Source organism: Rhodovulum steppense, from assembly GCF_004339675.1.
Classification (GTDB): Bacteria; Pseudomonadota; Alphaproteobacteria; order Rhodobacterales; family Rhodobacteraceae; genus Rhodovulum; species Rhodovulum steppense.
On sequence record NZ_SLVM01000004.1, the window covers coordinates 14,698 to 37,682 of the forward strand.

Sequence of the window (22,985 nt, forward strand, 5' to 3'; positions counted from 1 at the left end):
CTACCCCCCCTTTGCGTCTTCATAGGCTGTGCGGAACTCGGCCCCGATCTCGCCCAGGAAGCGATCCTCGGCCGACCGGGCGATCTGGGCATAGCGCTCTTCGTAAAGCTGCCAGAGCTTGGCGCCCCGCCCGCCCGCAAGCAAGGTCTGCAACCGGCCCTCGGATTCGAGATCGCGTTCGATGGCGGCGGGGTCGAAGCGGTCGATCATCTGGCGCAGCGCGGCCTGAACGGCGATCCAGGTGCGCATCTGGTGGTCGGCCAGGTCGCGGAACGAGGCCGCGATGGCGGCGTCGGGGGGCAGGTAGCCGGGGCCGCGCCCGATCGCCAGCGCCTCGACGGCCTCGCGCGATGTGGGCAGGAATTTCAACGGGTTGACCTCGGCCGCGCCGATCACGGTCTGGGCCACGCGGACATTCTGCTTTTCCTGCGCACGGGCGCGCAGAAGCTGCATCAGCCCCTCGGTCAGCGCCCGGAAGCGCGCGCCGAGGGCCTCCATCTCGGCCTCGGGATCGGCGCCTGCGGGGGGCGGGTCGATGCCGAGACCGCGGTAGAAGGCGGCGCGCAGGGCGGCGTCGGTCGGGGCGGGTTGGGGCGCGATGCGCCAGTCTGGGGCGGAGGGGGCTGCTGCGGGCGGTTCGGGCGGGGGGCGCTGGGAGGCGGTGTCGAAATAGCCGCCTGCCGGGGGCGGCGCGGGGTCCGGCGGGCGGCGGGGCGCGGCGGGCTCCAGCGTGAACGGGTCGTCGAACTGGAAGCCCGGCCCCTTCTGCGCGGGCTCGGGTTCGGTGAAATCGCCCGAGCGCATCGCGCCGCGGAAGCTGGGCGGCAGGTTGGCCGGGCGCTCGGGCGGCGGGTCGTAAGGGGGCGCCTCGCCGAAATCGAAGGCGAAGGGGTCGCGGGCCTTGGCGGGTTGAACGGGGTCGGGCCGCGCGGCGGCGCCAAGCTCGACGCGCAGGACGTAATCGCCCAGCCGCAGCCGCATCCCGTGTTCCAGCGTGGCGGTGTTGCCCAGCCCCAGCGGCCGATCCGCGCCATCGACGAACAGCCCGCCCGAGGATGTGTCGGTGACGATGAACCGGCCCGCCTCGCCATGGATGGCGCAATGCTGGCGCGACACGAAGCGGTCGGGATCGTCGATCCGCCAGTCGGCGCTGGCATCGCGGCCGATGGTCAACTCGCCGTCCTCAAGGCTGCGGCGGGTTTCGGCCTGCGGGTGGGGGCCGTGTTCGAGGATCAGCGTCAGCGTCATGCCGCCACCCTCCGGCCCGGGGCGGTGATGCGCGCCAGCCGCAGGTCGTCGGCATCGCGGCGGGCGCGGGGGCCAAGCCATGCGGTGCGGCCCAGGCGCACGGCGCCAAGCTGCGCGGGCGGCACCGCGTCGGCGGCCAGCACCAGCCGCAGATCGGCGTCGATGCCATGGCCCAGCGCGAACAGGACCGCGCGGCGCAGCGCCTGTCGCGCGGGGCCATCGGCCATGAAGGCTTCGTAGCGGGGGCGGGACAGGGGGCCGACCACGATCTCGACCCGCGCATGGCGCGCATAGGTCCGCGCGCCTGCCACCGCGCCGGTGCCAAGCCCGGCATGGGCGCGGCCAAGCCGGGTTTGCAGCGGCGCGGGAATGTCGGTCCAGACGCCGACAAACTCGCGCAGGGCGACCGGCGCGCCGATCACGTCCGACAGGAAGCGGGTCAACCGCTCGACCCCGCGCACCTGGCCGGAAAGCGAGGTGGCATGGCGCAGCGCCATCCGGTCGGCCCCCGGCCCGTCCGCGCCGACCCCCGGCAGGCCAAGCCCGGCCAGCGCCCGCATCAGCGCGGCAGTGCGCCCGCCGGTGCCATGGGCGATCTGCACCTCGGGGCGCGTTTCGGCCCAGGCGCGCCAGTAAAGCGCGATCATCCGGTGTTGCAGGATGTTGCAGAAATCGAGAAAGGCGGTGTCGGCGCTGGCCCCGTCACGCCCGCCCGCGAACCAGCGGTTGGAAAGCCGCGCCATCACCCAGCGCGTCAGGTGCAGGGGCATCGGGCCTTCGGGACCCATCAGGCCCAGCACGTTGACCTCGACGCGCGGCGGGGTGCCGGGGGTGACGCCCTCGACATCGCGCGTGGCGAAACCCAGCCGCAGGTTCTGGCCCAGGCGCACCGGCTCGACCTCGGGGCCGCCGCTGCGGCCGAAACGCTGCGCATCGGTTTCGAGCAGGCGCAACAGCTGGAAGAACCCGGTTTCGGCCGGGTCGAGCCCCGGGGGCAAGGCCCCGCTCAGATCGGGGCGCGGTGGCCGGGCGTCATCGGCCATGTCACCTCCTCCTGGCGTTGCATGAGCCGCGTGCGCGTGCGCACGAAGGAATTGATCGCAGCATAGCGGCCAAAGAGCCGGTTCAGAAGCGCGCCGAGCAGCAGTGTGGACGCACCCGAAAGAACGGTTTCGTCGGTGTCCAGGACGATCTCGGTGCCATGGCCGAAACAGGTGGGGCCGGGCAGGGCCAGCCGCGCCATCACCGGGGCGGAGCGCACCCGCTGGATCGCGCGCGCATGCCGGGCAAGGGCGGGATCGCCGCGATCGGCGTAAAGATCGAGCATGGCGCGCAGCGGTTCGGCGTCCGAGCCCTCGCCCGCAAGCGACAGGTGGTCAAGCGACAGCTGCGCGATCCAGCGCCAGGTCAGGGCGTCGAGATCGGCGGTGCCGCCGGTGCCCTGCGGCAGGCTGGCGGCGAGCGAGGGGCGCGGGCGGCGGATCGCGCCGATCAGGGTGACACCCGCCACTGGATCGCCGGTTTCCAGCGTCAGGGTGGGGCTGTCGTCGAGGATGGGCAGGTCGCGGTTGGTGACCAGCGCGCGGATGTCGAGCCGTCGGGCCAGCGTCGCGGGATCGGCGCCGGGCGGGTGCGAGAGGGCAAGGAACAGGTCGTCGCCGGGATAGCTGGTGCGGGTCTGGCCGCGGCGAAGCTCATCCTCGCCGGGGCGGCGGCGGCGGCGTTCGACGGCATAGACCTGTCCGGTGGCGCCGCGGTTCTGTTCGACGGCGTAAAGCGGCATGATGCGTGCCGATTGCCCCTCGCGGTCGGCATCCTCGACGCGCAGGATGCGGTAGATCTCGAAATCGCGCGGGCGCGTGCGGTCGGCATGGACGACGTGATCGGCCCGCCGCGGGTCGATCTCGACGATGTTGCATTCCTTTTCGAACAGATTGACCAGCGGCGTCGCGAACAGGCGGAAATCCTCGGCACTGACGGGGGCAAGCTCGGGGCGGGGGCGGTCGAGCAGGATCACGATCTCGACGCCCGCGGAACTGTCGCGCAGGACCGGGTTCAGACCGTCGAGGCGGGCGTAATGGAACCGCTCGGGCAGCAGGAAATATTCGCGGACCAGCCGATACCCCTCGAAGGCGGGGCGGACGCGGGGCAGAAGCGCCTCGGCATCGGGGATGCCGACCAGGTCGGGCGGGGCGGCCTTGCGGAAACTGCCGCCCATGGGCCGGGCCAGCACCCGGTGGCCCCAGCCGAAGATCGCGTCGAACAGCGCGCCGCCATTGCCCCGCCCGCCAAGGAACAGGTCGAGCCGGTCGAGCGTCAGCCCGGCCAGCGGCGTCGGCCCGGAGGGTTCCAGCACCAGCCGAAGCCCGGCCTCGGCCCCCGCGGCCAGTGCGCCCGACAGCCCCGCGGCACGCAGCGCGCCCACGTCCTGAAGATAGCCCGCCGCCGCGATCCGCACCGGCCAGAGCGTTACGTCCTGCGCGGTGGCATAGGTCGCGCGCGTCGACAGCCCCTCGCGCAGGCCCGCCACCAGCCGGGTGCTGCGCCGGACGGTATGGCCGCCCGCCATGCCGTCCACCTGCGGGCCGGGGCGCAGGACGGCCATGCCCATCGCGGGGGCGGGCGCGGCAAGGTCGGGGTAAAGCGCGTCCAGCAGGTTGCGGACATGGCGACTGGCCTCGGCATCGACCTTGAGGCGGGTGCGCGCGGCGAGGAAGGCGACGCCTTCGAGCAGGCGTTCGACATAGGGATCGGGGCAGGGCACGGAATCGAGCGCGAGATTGCGCGCGACGGTGGGGTGCAGCGCCGCGAATTCGGCCGCCAGCCCGCGGATATGGGTCAGTTCCTCCTCGTAATAGGTCAGGAACGCCCGGTCCATCACAGCACCTCGACCGTTGTCAGGGCCTGCCCGTTATCGAGGTCGATGGTCGTTGACAGCCGCAGCCGTTCGGGCACCGGGGCCAGCATCAGCATGCCGTCGATATCGACGCGCAGGCCGGTCTTCTGGCCGGTGCGGACCTGCACCTTGACGCTGTCGCGCCGCAGACGGGGTTCGAACACCTGCAACAGCGTGCGCAATTCGCGGGCCAGCGTCTCGGTGTCGAAATCGCTGCCCGTGTGCCCGGCAAAGGCCGGGACGCCGAAATTCACGACCGAGCTTCGGACCTCGGGGAAATCGGCCAGCAGGTCGCCGGGGCTGTCCTGTCCGGCCCGTTCGCGGTCGGTCAGCAGGAAGCGGGCCTGGAGCCGCTCGATATTGAACAGCGCCTCGATGTCGCGGCGCACCGCCTCGCGCAGCACATCCGCCGTGACGACGATGCCGCGGTCCTCCAGCCGTCGGCGCCGGGCGAGGCTGTCGGCCAGTTGCATCAGCCGCTTGCGGGTGGCCTCGTCCAGCCCGGGTTCGCGCTCGATCGCGCGGGGGCCGCCCGAGGCCAGCGCCTGCACCCGCTCCGCCCCCAGCGCCTGGGCCAGGTCGGCGGCCAGCGCGTCGGTCTCGGCGACAAGCCCGGGCAGGTCGTCGCGCAGCCGGTCCCAGAGGGAGGGCTGCACCAGTTCGGTTCTGGCGCTGGGGCCCGGGTCAGCCATCATCGGTGCCCTTTCGCGGCGTCACCGGCCCGCGGCGATGTCGTATTCGATCTCGTGCTCGTCGCCGGCCGAATGGTCGTCGGCCTGGATGATGTACTTGACCTTGACCTTTTCGGCGGCGAGCCCGACCAGTTCGCTGATCGCCTTGGTGTTCTCGTATTCGCCGACGATCTCGTATTTCGAGATGGTGGTATTGGTCAGCGTGATCTGGAGATAGTCCAGATGCGCATCGCCCGAATCCTTGCGCACCATGATGACGACCTCTGGGAAGGACTTGCCCTGCATGCAGGCCAGCGCAAGATAGGGCGAGGAGGCGTCATACCACTTCCTGACCATGAGCGGGTTGATCTGCGCCCGGCCGCGGGTGCGCCCCGATCCGACCTGGGCATGGGATTCCTGCTGCATCAGCCAGTGCAGGTCGTAGAGGTCGATCTCTTTCTCGTGGTCGGCGCTTTTCGATTCGCCGTCGATATCGGGCACTTTCATATAGGCGTTCAGTGTCATGGTCTCTCTCCCCGGTTGAAGGTCCTTCGGTCACTCATGACTTCACGGAGGGCAGTTCGGAGACAAGGCGCAGGCTCGCGTTGATGCCTTCGAGCTGGTAATGCGGGCGCAGGTAGAAGCGGGCGTTGTAATAGCCCGGCCGCCCCTCGACGCTGTCGACCTGGACCTCGGCCATGGCGAGCGGGCGCTTGGCCTTGGCGGCGTCGTCGGCCATGGCGGGGTTGGCCAGGACGTAGCGGTTGATCCATTCGGACAGCCACACCTGCATGTCCGAGCGTTCCTTGAACGTGCCCACCTTGTCGCGCGCGATGGCCTTGAGGTAATGCGCGAAACGGCAGACCGGCAGCAGGTAGGGCAGGTTGGCCGAGAGCCGTTCATTGGCCTGGGCGGCGGGATCGACCAGTCTGCCCGCCCGCGCCTCGTCGTCCTGCAACGTATGCGCGCCGATGAAGGCGGCGACATCGGTGTTCTTGCGGTGCAGGATCGGCATCAGCCCCAGCTTGGCCAGTTCCGCCTCGCGCCGGTCGTCGATGGCGATCTCGGTGGGGCATTTCATCGCCACCGAGCCGTCATCGGTGGGGAAGGTGTGGACCGGCAGGTTGATGACCGTGCCTCCCGATTCCACGCCGCGGATCTGCGAGCCCCAGCCATACATCTTGTGGCTGCGGTTGATGTTCACGCCCATCGCGAAGGCCGCGTTCATCCAGACGTAGTGATCGTGCTTGCCGTCGATCTGTTCCTCGAAGGCGAAGCCCTTGACCGGCACGGTTTCCGCCCCGTAGGGCAGCCGCGCCAGCACGCGCGGCATGGTCAGGCCGATATAGCGGGCATCCTCGGATTCGCGCAGGCTTTGCCAGCTTGCGTAATCGGGCGAGGACACGATCTGCGAGAGATCCTGCGGGTTGGGCAGTTCCTGCCAGCTTTCCATGCGGAACAGTTGCGGCGCGGCCGCCGCGATGAAGGGTGCATGCGCCGAGGCGGCGATGCCCGAGAGGTTGCGCAACAGCGTCACGTCCTTGGGCCGGTGCGAGAACTCGTAGGCGCCGATGATCGCGCCGAAGGGCTCGCCGCCGAACATCGAGTATTCCTCGGTGTAGAGCTTCTTGAAGACCGGGGACTGGTCCCACATCTGGCCCTCGTAATCCTCCAGCACGTCGGCCAGTTCGTCCTTCTTGATGTTCAGGACGCGGATCTTCAGCTTCTGGTCGGTTTCGGTGTTGTTCACCAGGTAATGCAGCCCGCGCCAGGTGCCTTCGAGCTCGCGCAGCTCGGCGCAGTGCATCACCTCGTTCATCTGGGCGGTCAGCAGGCTGTCGATGCCCGCGATCAGCGACTTGATCGACTTGACCGCATTGCCCGAAATCGTGGCGGTGCCGGCCTTTTCGGTCGCGGCAAGGGCAAGGTTCGAGACCAGCGCCTTGAGCTTGTCGGCATCGCTTTCCTTGATCCGGAAATCCTTTTCCAGCAGCGCCGAGAATTCGCCGAGATCGAGCGCCTCGGCCTCGGCGGCGGCGCCTGCGGCCTTCTGTTCCTGCGGATCGGCCATGGCTCAACCCTCCTCCCTGGTGGCCTTCATGGCCTGTTCGGCGGCCTGCGCGAGCAGGGGCTCGTTCTGAAGCAGTTGCGCGATGCGCTTTTCGGCGTCGATCTTGCCGTCCATGTAGCTGAGCAATTCCTCAAGCTGCTTGCGCATCTTGAGAAGTTCCGCCAGCGGCGGGATCTGTTCGGCCACCTTGTCGGGGGCGAAATCGCCCATGGTGGTGAAGGTCAGGTCGACGAAGATTTCCTCGTCGGCCTCGGCGCCCTCCCTGGCGGGCAGCTTGTTGGGCACGCGCGCCTTCACGCGGGGGCCGAGCGCCTCCATGAACTTGTTGAAGCGGCCGGCATCGGTTTCGACGAAGGTGCGGTCGTTCACCGATTTCTTTGCCTCGGGGGTTTCCGAGGCCCCGGCGAGGTCGGCCATCACCCCCATCACGAAGGGCAGTTCGATGGTGGTGGGGCTGCCGTAATGCTCGACCTCATAGGCGATCTGCACCCTTGGGGCGCGGTTTCGCTCGATCACCTTCTGCTTGCTCTCTGCCATGTCCTGACCCCTGTTCTGCCGTGTCCTCGTCTATTTCCTGCTGCCCTCGGGCACGCCTGCCATGGCGCGGAAATCCTTGAGCCCGCCGGGGGCGACCTCTTCCATCAGCTCCATGAAATCCATCGGCACCATGCGCCGCAGGCGCCGCGCCAGATGGGGGATGGGGCTGGAAGGTTCGGTGCGTTCGTAGAAGGCGATGATGAGGTCGAGCGCGCGTTCGACATCCTCGCGGGAATTGATCTGGAAGCCGTTCATGCTGCCGCGCGGGGCTGTGGGGGCGGGGGCGGGGGTGTCGGGCGCCGCCGGGGCATCGGGGGCAGGGGCGGGATCGGCGCTGGCGGGTGCGGTCCGGGCCTCGGCATGGGCGGCGGCGGCGGCGAGCGTGGCGCCCACCCGGTCGAGAAAGCGGTCGAGGGCGGCGAAGCGCAGCGCCTCGCCCGGGCCGAGGCCGAGCCGGTCGTTCACCGCGGCGGCCAGCGCATCGAGCGCGGCGCGCGCGGCGGCGCGGCTGTGGGACAGCGCGGCGAAGATCTCGGGGCTCTCGATCGCCAATGCGCGCGTCGCCGCCTCGACCCGCGCGCGGCGCGCGGCATGGGTTTCGAGGATCTGCGCCTGTTCCTTCTGGCCAAGCCCCGAGGGGGATTCGCGCAGCACCTCGTTGTCGGAAAGCTGCCCGGCGGCAAGGTCGGCGCCGGTGACAAGGCCCATGCCGCGGGCGTCGATCACCGCGTTCATTTCCAGATCGCCGAGCAGCCCGTTTTCGGCATTTTCCAGTTGCATCAGGGCGTTGATCCGCCGCAGCCCGGCCTCGCGCGGGGTCGGGCCGGGGCGCAGTTCGGGGTGGATGCTGTCCCAGAAGGCGGCGATACCGGCCGCGATCATCCCGGCGCCTTGCGCCAGCCCCGCATAGCCGACATAGCCCCGGGCCGGGTCGATGCCGCCTTCGTTCGACAGGGCGCGGGCGACGATCACCAGAAGCCGCAGATCGCGTCCCGCGCCTGCCAGATCGGCCGCCGCGCTCAGCACCTCGGACCAGTCCACGGGCGACACGGGGGACGGAACTGCGCCGGGCGCCTCGGTCCGGGCCTCGCGGGACGCGGGCTCGATCAGACGCTCGATCGCCTGGAACCGGGGGTCGCTCCGCAGCTCGGTCCCGGACGGATTGTCCCCGTCAAGCGGGGCGAGAAACACGTCAAGGTTGACCAACGCCCCCGTCCTTCATGTCGAATGACAGGGGAATCATTTCAGATGGTTGCGATTCTGGCAATGATCGTGAGCGTTTATTGACGAGCGTCAATGATCCGCGACGCCACGCCCAGCACCTCGCCCTCGCGCCCTTGCAGGGTTTCGGCCAGCGCCTCGGCGACCGAGGTCACGCTTTCGTCGCGCGGGCGGCGGAGGTCGAAAAGCGGGCTGCGCGACAGGATCGCGACGATCTCGGACTTGCCGAAATCGCCATCGGTGATGCGAAAGGCCAGCAGGCCGGGATCGGCGCGGAACTCCTCGATCGAGTGCAGCACCCGGATCCGGCGCAGGCCGCCCTCGACCCGGCCGATCTGGTCCAGGGCGTGTTCGGTGCTGTTGATCTGGGGCAGGACGTGAAAGACCTTGCCGGTATTGTCCACGACCATGACCCAGAGCGAGCCCTGCGAAAGGCTGGCGGGCGCCAGCACCTCGGCCACGGGGTTCTGGCCGACGCGGTAGATGCCGGTCAGGTTCGCCGCGCCGCTTTCGCCATCGCCCAGCCAGATCGACAGCGTCCCGCCGCCCATCGGCGGCAGGACCGCGCGGATCGCGCAGAGATCGCGGTTGAGCGTCCTGGTTTCGACCTGCGCCGTCCGGTCGCCGATCAGGGGGGCAAGGGCGGCCTCGATGGCGGGCTTGTCCTCGGGCGTGGCGATGTCGCCGGTGATGACGATGCTGGCGCCAAGCGGATAGGTGGCGTCGTCGGGGGTCTGCTGGTCGAGCCGGCCGCAGGTGGCCAGCCGGTCCAGCACCGCCTGCACCCGTGCGGCGTCCAGCCTTTCGGGGCCTGCGGCGATGGTGGTGCGCAGCGCGATGCCGCTGTCGGCGGACCAGGCGTCGAGCCGGGTGCGCAGCGCCTCGCGCGCGGGGGCATCGGGGGCCAGCCCCGTGACCTCGCCCGACAGGCCGGACAGCGCGAGTTCCCAGCGGTCCAGCGCGGCCAGTTCCGCGATCAGCGCGCCCGCCTGAGCGGTCCAGTCCGCCCGTGGCAGCCCGCTGGCCAGCACCAGCGCGGTTTCGGCAGGCGGCTGCCCCGTGGCCTGTGCAAAGGCGGCGACAAGGGCCGCGGCGGCGGCTTCGTCCGGGGCGTTGCCCGCGATCCGGCCTGGCACGCCCGGATCATGCGCGGCCGCCAGCCGATAGGGCGAGGCGACGGGAAGCTTCTGGCGCAAGAGCGGGTCGAACAGCCCCAGCGCCCAGGCCGCAAGCATGCCAAGGGCCGCCAACGCGGGCAGGGCAAGCCACGCCCGGCCGCGCCGCGCCGCGGGCGCGGGTTCGGCGTGGCGGGTATGCGGCTTCAGCGCGGCCTCGATCCGGGCGACCACGGCGGCGGCATCGGCGGGCCGGGCGGCCGGGTCGGGGGCGGTCAGCGTGTCGATCAGCCCCTTGAGCGGTTCGGGCACGCCCTCGGTATCCAGCGGGGCCTGCTTGCGGCGCACGATCTCGCCGGGCGTGGTGCCGGGGAAGGGCACCTCGCCCCGCCACGCGGCCAGAAGCGAGGCGCCGAGCGCGTAGAGATCCGAGCGCGGCTCGGCCCGGCCCTCGACCTGTTCGGGGGCGGCATATTCGTATTTGCCCGCGAACTGGTTGCCGACGATGGTGCGCGCGCCCGCGGCCATGTCCTTGGCGATGCCGAAATCTATGATCGTGGCCTTGTCCGGGTCGCCGCCGCGCAGGATGATGTTGTCGGGCGACAGGTCGCGATGCACCACGCCGCGGACATGGGTCGCGACCAGACCGCTGGCGACGCGATGGGCGATCACCATCAGGTCGCGGTCGTCCAGCCGCCGGGCCAGCATCTCGTCATTCATCGACGGGCCGTCGATATAGTCCATCACCAGGAAGACATGGCCCTGGTCGGAGCGCGAGCATTCGGTATAGCGCACCACCGCATCATGGTGGATGTTGCGCATCTCCTCCTCGCGCTTCATCAGCTCGATATAGTCGACATTGCCCGAGAACCGCGCCGACAGCGCCTTGATCGCCACCTGCCGGCCCGAGATCTGGTTGCGCGCCAGATAGACCTCGCCGGTGCCGCCGCGGCCCAGCACGCCCTCGATGTCGTAGGTGTTGTTCAGCACCTGGCCCCGGTGGAAGATGTCCGAGGGCAAAGGGTCCTTCATGGCGGGCCTCGCTCTGCACGCCGGGCGCGAAAAATCCTGTCGCCGTGGCGGGTTTCGGGCGTAGACTAGCACGCGAGCCGGGCGGCCGGAACCTTTGCGCGTGCCCGCGCCGACCGGCAGGATGTCAGGGGGAGGCAGCCATGGCCCAACGCGGCAGCCAGGAGACCATCAAGCGCAAGGAACTTGTCGGCAAGCTGAACCCGGTCTGCCTGAAGGCGTTTTCGGCCGCGGCGCAGGCGGCCAAGGCGCGGGGAAATCCGTATGTCGAGCTTGTGCATTTCGTTGCGGAGCTTGTGCGGTCGCCGAAGTCCGATTTCGAGATCCTTTTGCGCTCTGCGGGCGTCGATTTCGCCCGGCTGGAGGCCGACATCACCCGCGCGATGGATGCGCTGCCGCATGGCGCGGGCGCGGTCGAGGAATTTTCCGACCATATCTTTCGCGCGATCCAGGAGGCGTGGAGCCTGGGCCAGCTGGAATATGGCGACGAGGCGGTGCGCTCGGCCTATCTGCTGCTGGCGGGCCTGAACACGCCGGTGATCGAGGCGCTGCTTTACAAGATCAGCCTGGAATTCGACCGGATCGACCCGCGCGACATGGGCGGGCAGCTTGATGCGCTGCTGCCCGACTCGGTCGAGGGGATGGGGGCGGGGCCGGAACAGGCGGCGGCGAAGAAAGCCGCGCCGGGCGGGCAATCGGCGCTGGCGCAGTTCTCCACCAACCTGACGGAACGGGCCAGGGCGGGCCGGATCGACCCGGTGGTGGGCCGCGACATGGAGATCCGCCAGATCATCGACATCCTGATGCGGCGGCGCCAGAACAACCCGATCCTGACCGGCGAGGCGGGCGTGGGCAAGACCGCGGTGGTCGAGGGTTTTGCCCAGCGGCTGGCCAAGGGCGATGTGCCGCCCAGCCTGAAGGGCGTGCAACTGCACCTGCTGGATGTGGGGCTGATGAAGGCGGGCGCCTCGGTGAAGGGCGAGTTCGAGAAGCGGCTGCGCGCGGTGATCGAGGAGGTCCACAGTTCCGACGTGCCGATCATCCTGTTCATCGACGAGGCGCATACGCTGATCGGGGCGGGGGGGGCGGCCGGGACGGGGGATGCCGCGAACCTGCTGAAGCCACCCTTGGCGCGGGGCGAGTTGCGCACGGTCGCGGCCACCACATGGTCGGAATACAAGCAATATATCGAGCCCGACCCGGCCTTTACCCGCCGCTTCCAGGTGGTCAACGTGGCCGAACCCTCGGAAGAGGCGGCGGTGCGGATGTGCCGGGGCGTCGCGGGGGTGCTGGAGCGTCACCACAAGGTCGAGATCCTGGACGAGGCGCTGGAGGCGAGCGTGCAGTTGTCGCATCGCTACATTCCCGCCCGGCAATTGCCCGACAAGGCGATCAGCCTGCTGGATACCGCCTGCGCGCGCGTCGCCGTCTCGCAGCACGCCACCCCCGCTGCGGTCGAGGATATCGACCGCCGTCTTGCCGCGCTGAGGATCGAGCAGGGCATCGCCGAGCGCGAGGCGGCCATCGGCATCGACACAGAGAAGCGGATGAAGGGCATCCTTGCCGCGCTGGCCGAGGCCGAGGCCGCGTTTGCCGCCGCGAATGCGCGCTGGGAGGCGGAAAAGGCGCTGGTGGACGAGGTTCTGGACCTGCGCGCGGAGTTGCGCGGCGGCGGCGCGGCGCTGGACGAGACCGGGGCGGTGGGCCACATGGCACCGGAAGCGGCCGCCCCCGAAGCCGGGGAAGACGCCGCGCCGCCGGACGCGGTCGCCCCGCCGCCGCCGCCCGCGATGACCGAGGCGGAGCGTGCCGAAAGGCTGGCGATGCTGAAGGCGAAGATGGCGGAACTGGCCGAGCAGCAGGGCGAGAGTCCGCTGATCCTGCCATCCGTCGACCGCAACGCGGTGGCCAGCGTCGTGCAGGACTGGACCGGCATTCCCACGGGCCGGATGGTCGCCAGCCAGACCGAGCGCGCGATCCACCTGCCCGAGATCCTGGGCCAGCGGGTGGTGGGGCAGGATCATGCGATGGCGATGATCTCGAACCGCATCCAGACCGCCTATGCGGGGCTTGCCGCGACCGACAAGCCGATCGGGGTCTTCCTGCTGTGCGGGCCGTCGGGGGTGGGCAAGACCGAGACGGCGCTGGCGCTGGCGGATGCGCTTTATGGCGGGGAACAGAACCTTCTGTCCTTCAACATGAGCGAGTTCCAGGAGGCGCATACGGTCTCTACCCTGAAGGGCGCGCCGCCCGGGTATGTCGGCTATGGCAAGGGCGGCGTGCTGACCGAGGCGGTGCGCCGCCGGCCCTATTCGGTGGTGCTGTTCGACGAGGTGGAAAAGGCGCATGCCGATATCCACGAGGTCTTTTTCCAGGTCTTCGACAAGGGGATGATGGATGACAGCGAGGGGCGGCGGATCGACTTCAAGAACACGCTGATCCTGCTGACGTCGAATGTCGGCACGGACGAGATCATGGCGATGACCGAGGACGGCAAGGTGCATGCCGATCTGGACGATCTGACCGCCGCGCTGCGCGCGCCGCTTCTGCGGGTGTTTCCGCCCGCGCTGCTGGGGCGGCTGGTGACGATCCCCTATTACCCGCTGTCGGATGCGGCGCTGGAACTGATCGCGGGGTTCAAGCTGAAATCCATCGCGAAACGGCTGCGCAAGGGCCATGACGCGGACCTGGTGATCGGCGAAGGGACCATGGACCTGATCAAGGCGCGCTGCATCGAGATCGAGTCGGGCGGGCGGATGATCGACGCGATCCTGACCAACACGCTGTTGCCGGAACTGAGCCGCCAGATCCTGAACCGCACGCTGGACGGCTCCACGCTGGCGCGGGTGACGGTGACCGGCAGCGCGGAGGGGTTCGCCTACGCGTTCGATTGAGGCAAGGCCATGGAGATCCTGAACCAGACCCGTTTCGTCCCGGCCTTTACCCAGGGCATGGACAAGGCGGGGCGGGAGCATCTGGTTCTGGTGGTCAAGGGCACGTTCGACTTTCCCGATACGGGCGAGGTGCCCCCCATTGCCGAAGACCAGCGCCCGCTGGTGATGGCCGACGAATATACCGGCGCGCCGGGGTTTTCCGCGCCGCTGTGGGAAACCGATTTCGCGTTTCGCAAGGCGCGCTGCGACGTGATCGTGAACGGGTCCGCCCATGCCCCCGGGGGGCGGCCGGTGCAGGGGGTGCGGGTCGGCATCCGGGTGGGGGACTGGTCCAAGACGCTGGATGTGATCGGCGCGCGGGAATGGCGCGTGGTGGGGCCGGTGGTCACCGCGACCGAGCCGCATCCCTTCACGAAGATGCGGTTTTCCTACGACACCGCCTTTGGCGGGCCGGACCGGAGCGACCCGGACGATCCCGCGCCCGCGGTCTATCGGCCGAACCCGGTGGGGCTGGGCTGGGGGCAGGTGAGAAACCAGTCGCGTCTGTCGGGCCAGCCCCTGTCCAACACGCAGGAACCGGGCGTGGCCGTGACCTCGCCCTATGGCAGTTACCGGCCCATGGCGCTGGGGCCCGTCGGGCGGGGCTGGCCCGAGCGGCTGAAATACGCGGGCACCTATGACCAGCGCTGGCAGGACGAGGTGTTTCCCTTCCTGCCCGCCGATTTCGACGAGCGCTATTTCCAGTGCGCCCCCGAGGATCAGCAGATCGACCCGCCCGGACCGGGGGTGCCGGTGATCCTGGGCCATCTGACGCCACGGGGGCGCGAGGCGTTCCGCCTGCCGCCCGAGACCGCGCTGCCGGTGACGGTCTTTCGCGGGCAGGCGGCGGTTCTGGAGCGCAGGCTTCTGCCCGACACGCTGCTGTTCGATTGCGAGGCGCGGGTGCTGATGCTGGTCTGGCGCGTCTCGGTGCCGATCCGGCGGATCATCACCGAATTTTCCGGGGCCTGGATCGGCCCGCCGACCGAAGCGATGGCCCGCGCCCGCGCCGAGGGGCGGCGCTATGTCCGCGCCGTGGGCGTGCCCGAGCCCGAGGAAGACGAGGCATGAGCGCGCTGTCGATCCTTGCGGCGGGGATGGTGACGGCAGTGGGGCTGGATGCGCCTTCGTCCTGCGCGGCGCTGCGCGCGCGGCTTGACGGGTTTTGCGAGACGCGGTTCGCGGGGCCGGGCGGCGACTGGCTGATCGGTGCGCCGGTGCCCCTGCCGCGCAACTGGGTGGGCGAGAAGCGGCTGGCGCATCTGGCCGCGGGCGCCATTGCCGAGCTGTTCGAGGCGGTGCCCGGGGCGGCGGGGCAGGCGGCGCTGATCCTGTGCCTGCCCGAGGAGGAGCGCCCGGGCCGACCGCTGCGCGATGCCGCCGGGCTGGCCGCCCGGATCGGCGGGATCGTCGGAATCCCGCCCCGCACCCGCACCCAGATCGTCGCCCATGGCCGCCCCTCGGGCCTGGTCGCGCTGCGCCAGGCGGGGCGGATGCTGGCCGAAGGGGCGGCGGATCATGTGGTGGTGGCGGGTGTGGACAGCTACCTGACCGCGCCGGCCATCGCCTATTACCATGGCAAGCGCCGGTTGCTGACGGCCGAGAACGCGAACGGCTTCCTGCCGGGCGAGGCGGCGGCGGCGGTGCTGTGCGGGCGGGCCGGGGCCGGGCTGCGGCTGGCGGGGCTGGGGCTCGCGCGGGAAAAGGCGTTCCTTTACAACGGGCTCGACGCGGAGGGGCTGGACCTGCCGCTGCGCGGCGACGGCATGACCGAAGCCTATGCCCAGGCACTGGGCGCGGCGGGGGTCGGCCTGGCGCAGATCGACTACCGCATCGCCGACCTGATCGGCGAGCAATACTGGTTCAGGCAGACCGCGCTGGCCGCGCTGCGGCTGGAACGCGGCCGGTCCGAGTTCCAGGACCTGTGGAGCCCGGCCGAGAGCCTGGGCAATGTCGGCGCCGCGGTCGTGCCGCTGATGATCGGCATGGCGCTATGCGCCGCGCGCAAGGGCTATGCGGGCGGCGATCCGGTGCTGATCGAGGCCAGTTCCGACGATGGCGCCTGCGGCGCGGCGGTGTTCCGGGCGGGGGCGGGCTGATGGGGGACGTGTACGCCAACGGGCTGGAGATCTCGGGCAAGGCGGTGCAGGCCCAGACCATCGCGGCCTTTCCAGATGTCTGCATGACCCCGCCCGAGAACCCCGCCACGCCGCCGGGCGTGCCGGTGCCCTATCCGAATTTCGCGATGGCGGGCGATACCGAGAACGGCACCTCGACGGTGTTCATCGGCGGCAAGACGGTCAACCTGAAGAACAAGTCCGACATGTCCAGGACCTCGGGCGACGAGGCGGGATGTGCCGCGAAGAAGGGGGTGATTACCTCCAGGAACACGGGCAAGTCCTATTTCAACTCGTGGTCCCCGAACGTGAAGTTCGAGGGCGAACCGGTGGTCCGGTTCTCGGACCTGACCACCAACAACCACGCCTCGCCCGCCGCCAACACGCCGCCCTGGGTGCATGTGGCCAAGCTGCATCTGGGCCGCCCGCTGACCGCGGCCGAAAAGAAATGCCCGCCGATGGGGCCCTTCAACAAGGTCAAGTGCAAGAAGGGCAGTCACGCGCACCATATCGTTCCGGACATGTGCTATCGCACCGGCACGCGCGGTTCGACCGGGGGGCGTATGCCCGGTGCCCCGTCGCTGAACCAGGGCATGTGCGTCTGCCTGACCCACAAGCAGCATTCGGGGCTGCATTCCAGCCTCAATGCGGATCTGAAGAAGCTGGGGGCAAGGCCGATGGCCGTGGCCGGGGGCAAGAGGAGCGTGCCGGGCACCGCGCCGATGTCAAAGATCAAGGCGAAATGCGCCCAGTCGATCAAGTCGGTTCCGAACCTGTCCCCCACCTGCAAGAAGCTTGCGGTCGCGATGGCAGCCAAGCAGGTCAAGGATGCCAAGATCGCGTCCAGACCGGGCCGCACCACCACCAGCCTGCCCAGCGGCAAGGCGCGGACCGTCATCAGGAGAGGGAGGTACTGAAATGTTTCCCAGGGGGTTGAGGATCGTCGCCGGGGATGCCGGGGTGCCCGGAACGGTGTGCATCGCGCTGTCCCGGCCGGATGCGGACGAGCCCTACAGCATGATCCTGATCCGGGAGGAGGGCTTGGCCCAGCCCTGGGGCCGGATCGACGTGGACCGCGCCATCGTCTGGATCACCTCGGGCCGCTACGCCCCCGGCGCGGCGCCGGTCTATGTGGCGCTCAGCGACGAGGGCGATGTCTACTTCCTCGACGAGGAGGAAACCCGGGACGAGAAGATCCCCGGTGCGGGCATCTTCAGCGACGACGCCGCCGGGCGCGGCGCGGTGCAGCGGATCTATGCCCATGGCGACCAGTTCACCGTGATCGGGCAGAACGGACAGATCTATCGCCGCCCTGGGCCGGGAGACTGGCGCGCGCTGTCGGAATCCGGCCCGCCGCCCGATGCGGAGGACGACATCCTGAACGCCACCTGCTGGCTGGGGCTCTCGGACGGGACCAGCCTGGTCGGCGGCTTCGTCTATCCCGGGGGGGGTGACACGGCTGCGGCCGAGGCGGCGCTGGAGGATGGCGATATCGACAGTTTCGTGGACCTGATGTTCGAGGACGAGCGCGACCAGTTCGGGGTTCTGTTTCGTGTGGCGGGCGCGCAATGGACGCGCATCGACCTGCCGACCGATGCGGTGATCGCGGATCTGCATGATCCGGGGAAGGGGGCGGGCGTGCTGGTGGCGGCAGGGATGGGCACCGCGCTCGTGCTGCGCGAGGGCGACGAGGTCGACTTTCTGGACGGGCCGGATGGCGAGGAGGATTACGTCTCCTTTGCCGCTGCCGAAGGCGGTCTTCTGGTCGCGGCCGAGACGTCGATCCATCCCTGTAGCGCCGCGAGGATCGGCGCGCCGCTGCCCGGACCGGACGAAGGGTTCGGGAACATCCTGCGCATCCAGCAGTCGGACGACGCGCTGTGGGCCTTTGACGCGGACGATCTGTTCCGGTTGCGGCGCGGGGCCTGGGAACGGATCGAGGTGCCGCGCGCCATCCTGCGCGAGGGCTGATCCTCAGCCCAGCTTCGCGTCCAGGTATTCCCGCACCTTTGCCAGATCGAGATCGGCGATGCGCAGCCCCGCGGCGCCGGGTTGCAGCATGCGCAGGACGAACAGTTCGCCCGGTTCGGGATATTCGGCGAAAAGCTCCTGGGCGATGCGCAGGCCGTCTGCACCCGCCACGCGCAGCCCGTCCAGATGCGCCTCCAGCCGCTCGATCAGGCGGGACAGGCGCAGGGCGTCCATTTCCTCGTTTTCCTCGGGGTTCAGCATGTGACGGTCGTAGATTGTCCAGAGGAACGCGGCCTGTTCCGCGTGCTGGCGAACGATGTGGTCCAGGACCGGCGCGGGCATCAGTTCAGGTTGACCGAGCCGCCGCGGATGCGGTTCGCAGCCGAAGCGTGGCTGGTCAGGTAGCTGCCGCGGATGGTGATGCGGCCATCCGCCAGCATCACGATGGACGCCTTGCCCACGCGCAGTTCCAGCCGGTCCGTGGCGGTGACGCGCACCGTCTCGCCATCGCGGATCACCAGCGGCGGGCGGTCCTGGCGGGGCGGCTCGACCAGCTTGCCGATAATCAGCGGGCGGTCGCGGCGGCCTTCCTCGAACAGCAGCGCCACCTCGGCGCCGACATCCTCGGCGCCAAGCGCGGTCAGCGAGCGGGCGGGGATCGCGTGATCCTGCGCATTGCCCGCGAAGACGACCAGCGGCGCGCCCGCCTCGAAGCCGAGGATGACGCCAAGCGCCACGCCGTCGATCTGGTCGGTGCGGGTCATGCGGACGCTGTCCCCCTTGCAGAGCAAGCCTTGGGACAGTGTTTCACAGAAGCCCCGCCGCGCCAAGCGGCGCGGTTCGGCCCCGGGGCCGGGCGGGGTCTATTTCTCGACCGGCAGCTTGGCGTTCAGCCATTCCAGGAAGCTGCCCATGTTGTAGACCTTATCATAGCCGAGCTTCTTCATCACCCGGGCCGCCTCCAGCGAACGGGCGCCGGTCTCGCAATAGATCGCGAAGGTCCTGGCGGGGTCGAGTGCGGGGTCGAAATGCGGCCCCTTCGGGTCGGCCTTGTGACGGAGCATGTGCATCGGCACCGTGACCGCCCCCTTGCACTTGCCGAAGCGGGCGATCTCGTGCGGTTCGCGCACGTCGAGCAGGGTGATCTCGCCCTTCTCGGCGAGCGGCGCGGCGTCCCGGGCGCGAATCTCGTCGATATTGGGGTAGAGACGGAGCATCAGATCGACGACCTTGAACATTGGCGCGCACTCCTCTTGCCGGGGGTCGGGCGGACTATAGGCCCCCGCGCCGGATTGTTAAGCGGCAATCGGCAATCGGGTCGGGATGGTGGCAGATGTTCGCCGGATGTTCCCTTTTTCCCGTTGGGAATCCGCCGCGCATCCTCTATGTGTTGTCGCGTCATCCCCGGGGGCAGTCATGGCCGATCTGAAACGCATCGAGGTGCGCGGCGCGCGCGAGCACAATCTCAGGAATATCGACGTCGACATTCCCCGCGACGCGCTGGTGGTCATCACCGGGCTGTCGGGCTCGGGCAAGTCCAGCCTTGCCTTCGACACGATCTATGCGGAAGGCCAGCGGCGCTATGTCGAAAGCCTGTCGGCCTATGCCCGGCAGTTCCTGGACATGATGCAGAAACCGGATGTGGACCATATCAGCGGGTTGAGCCCGGCGATCTCCATCGAGCAGAAGACGACGTCGAAGAACCCGCGATCCACGGTCGGGACGGTCACCGAGATCTACGATTACATGCGGCTGCTGTTCGCCCGGGCGGGCACGCCCTATTCGCCCGCCACCGGCCTGCCGATCGAGGCGCAGCAGGTGCAGGACATGGTCGACCGGGTGATGGCGATGGAGGAGGGCACGCGCGCCTATCTGCTGGCCCCCATCGTGCGCGACCGCAAGGGCGAATACCGCAAGGAATTCCTGGAGCTGCGCAAGCAGGGCTTCCAGCGGGTCAAGGTCAATGGCGTCTTTCACGATCTGGACGAGGCGCCCACGCTGGACAAGAAGTTCCGCCACGATATCGACGTGGTGGTGGACCGGATCGTGGTCAAGCCGGGGCTTGAGACGCGGCTGGCCGACAGTTTCCGCACCGCGCTGGACCTGGCCGACGGGATCGCGGTTCTGGAAACCGCGCCAGCCGAGGGCGAGCCCGAGCGGATCACGTTTTCCGAGAAATTCGCCTGTCCTGTCAGTGGCTTCACCATCCCCGAGATCGAGCCGCGGCTGTTTTCCTTCAACGCCCCCTATGGCGCCTGCCCCGATTGCGACGGGCTGGGGGTGGAGCTGTTCTTTGACGAACGCCTTGTGGTGCCCGATGCCGCGCTGACGGTCTGGGACGGGGCCATCGTGCCCTGGCGCAAGGGCAAGTCACCCTATTTCCGCCAGACCATCGAGGCCATCGCGCGCCATTACGGTTTCGACAAGGACACGCCATGGAAGCACCTGCCCGATGAGGTCAAGGCGGTGTTCCTGCATGGCTCGGGCGAGGAAGAAATCCCGTTCCGCTATGACGAGGGCGGGCGCATCTACAACGTGACGCGGCCCTTCGAGGGCGTGATTCCCAACATGGAGCGGCGCTATCGCGAGACCGACAGCGCCTGGATCCGCGAGGAATTCGAGCGTTACCAGAACAACCGCCCCTGCCATGCCTGCGGCGGGCACCGGCTGAAGCCCGAGGCGCTGGCGGTCCGGATCGGCGGGCTGCATGTCGGCGAGGTGGTGCAGATGTCGATCCGCGAGGCGCTGGCCTGGGTCGAGCGCGTTCCCGACAGCCTGAGCAACCAGAAGAACGAGATCGCCCGCGCCATCCTCAAGGAAATCCGCGAGCGGCTGGGGTTCCTGAACAATGTGGGCCTCGACTACCTGACGCTGTCGCGCAATGCGGGCACGCTGTCGGGCGGGGAAAGCCAGCGCATCCGGCTGGCCAGCCAGATCGGCAGCGGGCTGACGGGGGTGCTTTATGTGCTGGACGAACCCTCGATCGGGCTGCACCAGCGCGACAACGGGCGGTTGCTGACGACGCTCAAGAACCTGCGCGACCAGGGCAATTCGGTGCTGGTGGTCGAACATGACGAGGAGGCGATCCGGGAGGCGGATTATGTCCTCGACCTTGGCCCCGGGGCGGGGGTGCATGGCGGCATGATCGTGTCGCGGGGCACGCCTGCGGAGATCATGGCCGATCCGGCCTCGGTGACGGGGCAATACCTGTCGGGCGCGCGCGAGATCGCGGTGCCTGCGACGCGGCGGCCGGGCAATGGCAAGAAGATCACCGTGGTCAAGGCGACCGGCAACAACCTTCGGGACGTGACGGTGGATTTCCCGCTGGGCAGGTTCGTCTGCGTCACCGGCGTTTCGGGCGGGGGCAAGTCGACGCTGACCATCGAGACGCTGTTCAAGACCGCCAGCATGCGGCTGAACGGCGCCCGCCAGACGCCCGCCCCCTGCGAGACGATCAAGGGGCTGGAGCATCTGGACAAGGTGATCGACATCGACCAGCGGCCCATCGGGCGCACGCCGCGGTCGAACCCCGCCACCTATACCGGCGCCTTCACGCCGATCCGCGACTGGTTCGCGGGTCTGCCCGAGGCGCAGGCGCGCGGCTACAAGCCGGGGCGGTTCAGCTTCAACGTCAAGGGCGGGCGCTGCGAAGCCTGCCAGGGCGATGGCGTCATCAAGATCGAGATGCATTTCCTGCCCGATGTCTATGTCACCTGCGAGACCTGCAAGGGCCATCGCTACAACCGGGAAACGCTGGAAATCCGGTTCAAGGGCAAGAACATAGCGGATGTTCTCGAGATGACGGTCGAGGATGCGCAGGAGTTCTTCAAGGCGGTGCCCGCAATCCGCGAGAAGATGGACGCGCTGGTGCGCGTGGGCCTGGGCTATATCCAGGTCGGCCAGCAGGCCACGACGCTGTCGGGCGGCGAGGCGCAGCGGGTGAAGCTGTCGAAGGAATTGTCGAAACGCGCCACGGGGCGGACGCTTTACATCCTGGACGAACCCACCACGGGGCTGCATTTCGAGGATGTGAGAAAGCTACTCGAAGTGCTGCACGAACTGGTCGAGCAGGGCAATTCGGTCGTGGTGATCGAGCACAATCTAGACGTCATCAAGACCGCCGACTGGATCATAGATATCGGCCCCGAAGGCGGTGATGGCGGTGGGCGGATCGTGGCCGAGGGCACGCCCGAAGAGGTGGCCGAGGTGGCGGCCAGCCATACCGGGCATTACCTCAAGGACATGCTGAAACCCCGCAACCTGGCGGCGGAATAGCGCCATGGTCCGGGGCCGGATCGGGGTGGCGCTGGGCTCGGGCGGGGCGCGGGGGTGGTGTCATATCGGCGTGCTGCGGGGGCTTGATGCGCTGGGGCTGTCGCCTGACGTCGTGGCGGGCTGTTCGATGGGGGCGCTGGTGGGCGCGGCCTATGCGGCGGGTCGGCTCGACGCGCTGGAGGACTGGACGCGCGGCATGACGCGGTCGCGGCTGGTGGGCATGCTCGATGTCAGCCTGGTCAGCGGCGGGCTGGTCGAGGGGCGCCAGATTGCCCGCGTGCTGAAGGATCTGGGTCTGCCCGAGCGGATCGAGGATCTGGACCGTCCCTTCGCCGCCATCGCCACCGATATGGAGACGGGGCGCGAGATCTGGCTGACCGAGGGCGATCTGGGGGCGGCGGTGCGTGCCTCGGCCGCGCTGCCGGGGGTCATCAGCCCCTATCACCACGAGGGGCGCTGGCTGCTGGACGGGGGCCTGACCAATCCGGTTCCGGTCTCGGCCGCCCGGGCGCTGGGGGCCGAGATCATCATCGCGGTCAATCCCAATGGCAAGCGGTTCGGCCAGATCTGGCAGGCCGCGCCGCCCGAGGATGGCCCCTGGTCGGCGATTGCCGAGGCGCTGCCAGAGGGGATGCGCAAGCAACTGTCCTGGCTGATGCCTGACGATCCGGGGCCGCGGCCGCCGAACTATGTCGACGTGGTCTCGACCGCCATCGACGTGATGACCGAGCAGATCCGGCGCAGCCGTCTGGCGGGCGAGCCGCCGCATGTACTGTTGAGCGCACATCTGGCGCATGTCTCGGTGCTGGACCTGCACCGCGCCCCCGAAGCGATCGAGGAAGGCCGCCGCCTGGTCGAGCGCCATGCCGAGCAGCTTGAGGATGTGCGGCGGTGCTGATGG

At 69.0% G+C, this 22,985-nt stretch carries 19 protein-coding genes; 7 read left to right on the top strand and 12 right to left on the bottom strand.

All coding sequences use genetic code 11. The features are described 5' to 3' along the window. The 9 genes from tagH to EV216_RS03485 form a co-directional block, all read right to left on the bottom strand. Window positions 1-1,248, bottom strand: coding sequence for a type VI secretion system-associated FHA domain protein TagH (gene tagH / locus EV216_RS03445; protein WP_132693673.1), 1,248 nt, complete (start codon window positions 1,246-1,248; stop codon window positions 1-3). Beyond that, window positions 1,245-2,291: a type VI secretion system baseplate subunit TssG gene (gene tssG / locus EV216_RS03450; RefSeq protein WP_132693674.1), complete on the bottom strand. Its 1,047-nt coding sequence runs from the start codon at window positions 2,289-2,291 to the stop codon at window positions 1,245-1,247. The genes tagH and tssG overlap by 4 nt, the downstream gene beginning before the upstream one ends. Further along, the gene (tssF, locus tag EV216_RS03455) at window positions 2,255-4,126 is read right to left on the bottom strand and encodes a type VI secretion system baseplate subunit TssF (RefSeq protein WP_132693675.1); all 1,872 of its coding nucleotides are present in this window, start codon (window positions 4,124-4,126) and stop codon (window positions 2,255-2,257) included. Before tssF ends, tssG begins: the two co-directional genes overlap by 37 nt. After that, complete coding sequence (gene tssE, locus EV216_RS03460; RefSeq protein ID WP_132693676.1) at window positions 4,126-4,836, bottom strand: type VI secretion system baseplate subunit TssE; 711 nt, start codon at window positions 4,834-4,836, stop codon at window positions 4,126-4,128. Before tssE ends, tssF begins: the two co-directional genes overlap by 1 nt. A 21-nt stretch (window positions 4,837-4,857) precedes the next feature. Beyond that, window positions 4,858-5,340, bottom strand: coding sequence for an Hcp family type VI secretion system effector (locus EV216_RS03465; protein ID WP_132693677.1), 483 nt, complete (start codon window positions 5,338-5,340; stop codon window positions 4,858-4,860). Window positions 5,341-5,374: 34 nt separating this feature from the next. Further along, window positions 5,375-6,886, bottom strand: a complete 1,512-nt coding sequence (tssC, locus tag EV216_RS03470) for a type VI secretion system contractile sheath large subunit (RefSeq protein WP_132693678.1) — start codon at window positions 6,884-6,886, stop codon at window positions 5,375-5,377. A gap of 3 nt (window positions 6,887-6,889) precedes the next feature. Continuing rightward, the gene (gene tssB, locus EV216_RS03475) at window positions 6,890-7,423 is read right to left on the bottom strand and encodes a type VI secretion system contractile sheath small subunit (RefSeq protein WP_132693679.1); all 534 of its coding nucleotides are present in this window, start codon (window positions 7,421-7,423) and stop codon (window positions 6,890-6,892) included. Between the two features lie 30 nt (window positions 7,424-7,453). Beyond that, window positions 7,454-8,629 (bottom strand): type VI secretion system protein TssA, encoded by a 1,176-nt coding sequence (locus tag EV216_RS03480; protein WP_132693680.1) that lies wholly within the window; start codon window positions 8,627-8,629, stop codon window positions 7,454-7,456. A gap of 74 nt (window positions 8,630-8,703) precedes the next feature. Then, window positions 8,704-10,791, bottom strand: coding sequence for a protein kinase domain-containing protein (locus EV216_RS03485; RefSeq protein WP_132693681.1), 2,088 nt, complete (start codon window positions 10,789-10,791; stop codon window positions 8,704-8,706). A 140-nt stretch (window positions 10,792-10,931) separates the two neighbouring features. Between EV216_RS03485 and tssH the strand changes: the two genes are divergently transcribed. The 5 genes from tssH to EV216_RS03510 are packed head-to-tail and all read left to right on the top strand — an operon-like array spanning window position 10,932 to window position 17,809. After that, complete coding sequence (tssH, locus tag EV216_RS03490; RefSeq protein ID WP_132693682.1) at window positions 10,932-13,682, top strand: type VI secretion system ATPase TssH; 2,751 nt, start codon at window positions 10,932-10,934, stop codon at window positions 13,680-13,682. 9 nt (window positions 13,683-13,691) lie between these two features. After that, window positions 13,692-14,792, top strand: a complete 1,101-nt coding sequence (locus EV216_RS03495; protein ID WP_132693683.1) for a DUF2169 family type VI secretion system accessory protein — start codon at window positions 13,692-13,694, stop codon at window positions 14,790-14,792. After that, window positions 14,789-15,820, top strand: coding sequence for a beta-ketoacyl synthase N-terminal-like domain-containing protein (locus tag EV216_RS03500; RefSeq protein WP_132693684.1), 1,032 nt, complete (start codon window positions 14,789-14,791; stop codon window positions 15,818-15,820). The genes EV216_RS03495 and EV216_RS03500 overlap by 4 nt, the downstream gene beginning before the upstream one ends. Then, complete coding sequence (locus EV216_RS18555; RefSeq protein WP_243641953.1) at window positions 15,820-16,755, top strand: DUF4150 domain-containing protein; 936 nt, start codon at window positions 15,820-15,822, stop codon at window positions 16,753-16,755. The genes EV216_RS03500 and EV216_RS18555 overlap by 1 nt, the downstream gene beginning before the upstream one ends. 1 nt (window position 16,756) lies before the next feature. Continuing rightward, the gene (locus EV216_RS03510) at window positions 16,757-17,809 is read left to right on the top strand and encodes a hypothetical protein (RefSeq protein WP_132693685.1); all 1,053 of its coding nucleotides are present in this window, start codon (window positions 16,757-16,759) and stop codon (window positions 17,807-17,809) included. Window positions 17,810-17,812: 3 nt separating this feature from the next. Here EV216_RS03510 and EV216_RS03515 read toward each other — a convergent pair whose 3' ends face one another. From EV216_RS03515 to EV216_RS03525, 3 genes are all read right to left on the bottom strand, one after another. Beyond that, complete coding sequence (locus EV216_RS03515; protein ID WP_132693686.1) at window positions 17,813-18,151, bottom strand: hypothetical protein; 339 nt, start codon at window positions 18,149-18,151, stop codon at window positions 17,813-17,815. Next, entirely contained in the window at window positions 18,151-18,573 is a 423-nt protein-coding gene (locus EV216_RS03520) for a DUF6484 domain-containing protein (protein WP_132693687.1), read from the bottom strand. The genes EV216_RS03515 and EV216_RS03520 overlap by 1 nt, the downstream gene beginning before the upstream one ends. A 99-nt stretch (window positions 18,574-18,672) precedes the next feature. Next, entirely contained in the window at window positions 18,673-19,047 is a 375-nt protein-coding gene (locus EV216_RS03525; protein WP_132693688.1) for a rhodanese-like domain-containing protein, read from the bottom strand. A 178-nt stretch (window positions 19,048-19,225) separates the two neighbouring features. Between EV216_RS03525 and uvrA the strand changes: the two genes are divergently transcribed. Then, the gene (gene uvrA, locus EV216_RS03530; RefSeq protein WP_132693689.1) at window positions 19,226-22,084 is read left to right on the top strand and encodes an excinuclease ABC subunit UvrA; all 2,859 of its coding nucleotides are present in this window, start codon (window positions 19,226-19,228) and stop codon (window positions 22,082-22,084) included. Window positions 22,085-22,088: 4 nt separating this feature from the next. Continuing rightward, window positions 22,089-22,982: a patatin-like phospholipase family protein gene (locus tag EV216_RS03535; protein WP_132693690.1), complete on the top strand. Its 894-nt coding sequence runs from the start codon at window positions 22,089-22,091 to the stop codon at window positions 22,980-22,982. Window positions 22,983-22,985 lie beyond the last annotated feature (3 nt).

Bases quoted from the DNA above. Each gene is read 5' to 3' on its own strand.
- EV216_RS03485 (WP_132693681.1), bottom strand. From the start codon at position 10,791: ATGAAGGACCCTTTGCCCTCGGACATCTTCCACCGGGGCCAGGTGCTG.
- tssH (WP_132693682.1), top strand. From the start codon at position 10,932: ATGGCCCAACGCGGCAGCCAGGAGACCATCAAGCGCAAGGAACTTGTC.
- EV216_RS03465 (WP_132693677.1), bottom strand. From the start codon at position 5,340: ATGACACTGAACGCCTATATGAAAGTGCCCGATATCGACGGCGAATCG.
- EV216_RS18555 (WP_243641953.1), top strand. From the start codon at position 15,820: ATGGGGGACGTGTACGCCAACGGGCTGGAGATCTCGGGCAAGGCGGTG.
- tssF (WP_132693675.1), bottom strand. From the start codon at position 4,126: ATGGACCGGGCGTTCCTGACCTATTACGAGGAGGAACTGACCCATATC.
- tssE (WP_132693676.1), bottom strand. From the start codon at position 4,836: ATGGCTGACCCGGGCCCCAGCGCCAGAACCGAACTGGTGCAGCCCTCC.
- uvrA (WP_132693689.1), top strand. From the start codon at position 19,226: ATGGCCGATCTGAAACGCATCGAGGTGCGCGGCGCGCGCGAGCACAAT.
- EV216_RS03495 (WP_132693683.1), top strand. From the start codon at position 13,692: ATGGAGATCCTGAACCAGACCCGTTTCGTCCCGGCCTTTACCCAGGGC.
- EV216_RS03525 (WP_132693688.1), bottom strand. From the start codon at position 19,047: ATGTTCAAGGTCGTCGATCTGATGCTCCGTCTCTACCCCAATATCGAC.
- EV216_RS03515 (WP_132693686.1), bottom strand. From the start codon at position 18,151: ATGCCCGCGCCGGTCCTGGACCACATCGTTCGCCAGCACGCGGAACAG.
- EV216_RS03520 (WP_132693687.1), bottom strand. From the start codon at position 18,573: ATGACCCGCACCGACCAGATCGACGGCGTGGCGCTTGGCGTCATCCTC.
- EV216_RS03535 (WP_132693690.1), top strand. From the start codon at position 22,089: ATGGTCCGGGGCCGGATCGGGGTGGCGCTGGGCTCGGGCGGGGCGCGG.
- tagH (WP_132693673.1), bottom strand. From the start codon at position 1,248: ATGACGCTGACGCTGATCCTCGAACACGGCCCCCACCCGCAGGCCGAA.
- tssG (WP_132693674.1), bottom strand. From the start codon at position 2,291: ATGGCCGATGACGCCCGGCCACCGCGCCCCGATCTGAGCGGGGCCTTG.
- tssC (WP_132693678.1), bottom strand. From the start codon at position 6,886: ATGGCCGATCCGCAGGAACAGAAGGCCGCAGGCGCCGCCGCCGAGGCC.
- tssB (WP_132693679.1), bottom strand. From the start codon at position 7,423: ATGGCAGAGAGCAAGCAGAAGGTGATCGAGCGAAACCGCGCCCCAAGG.
- EV216_RS03510 (WP_132693685.1), top strand. From the start codon at position 16,757: ATGTTTCCCAGGGGGTTGAGGATCGTCGCCGGGGATGCCGGGGTGCCC.
- EV216_RS03500 (WP_132693684.1), top strand. From the start codon at position 14,789: ATGAGCGCGCTGTCGATCCTTGCGGCGGGGATGGTGACGGCAGTGGGG.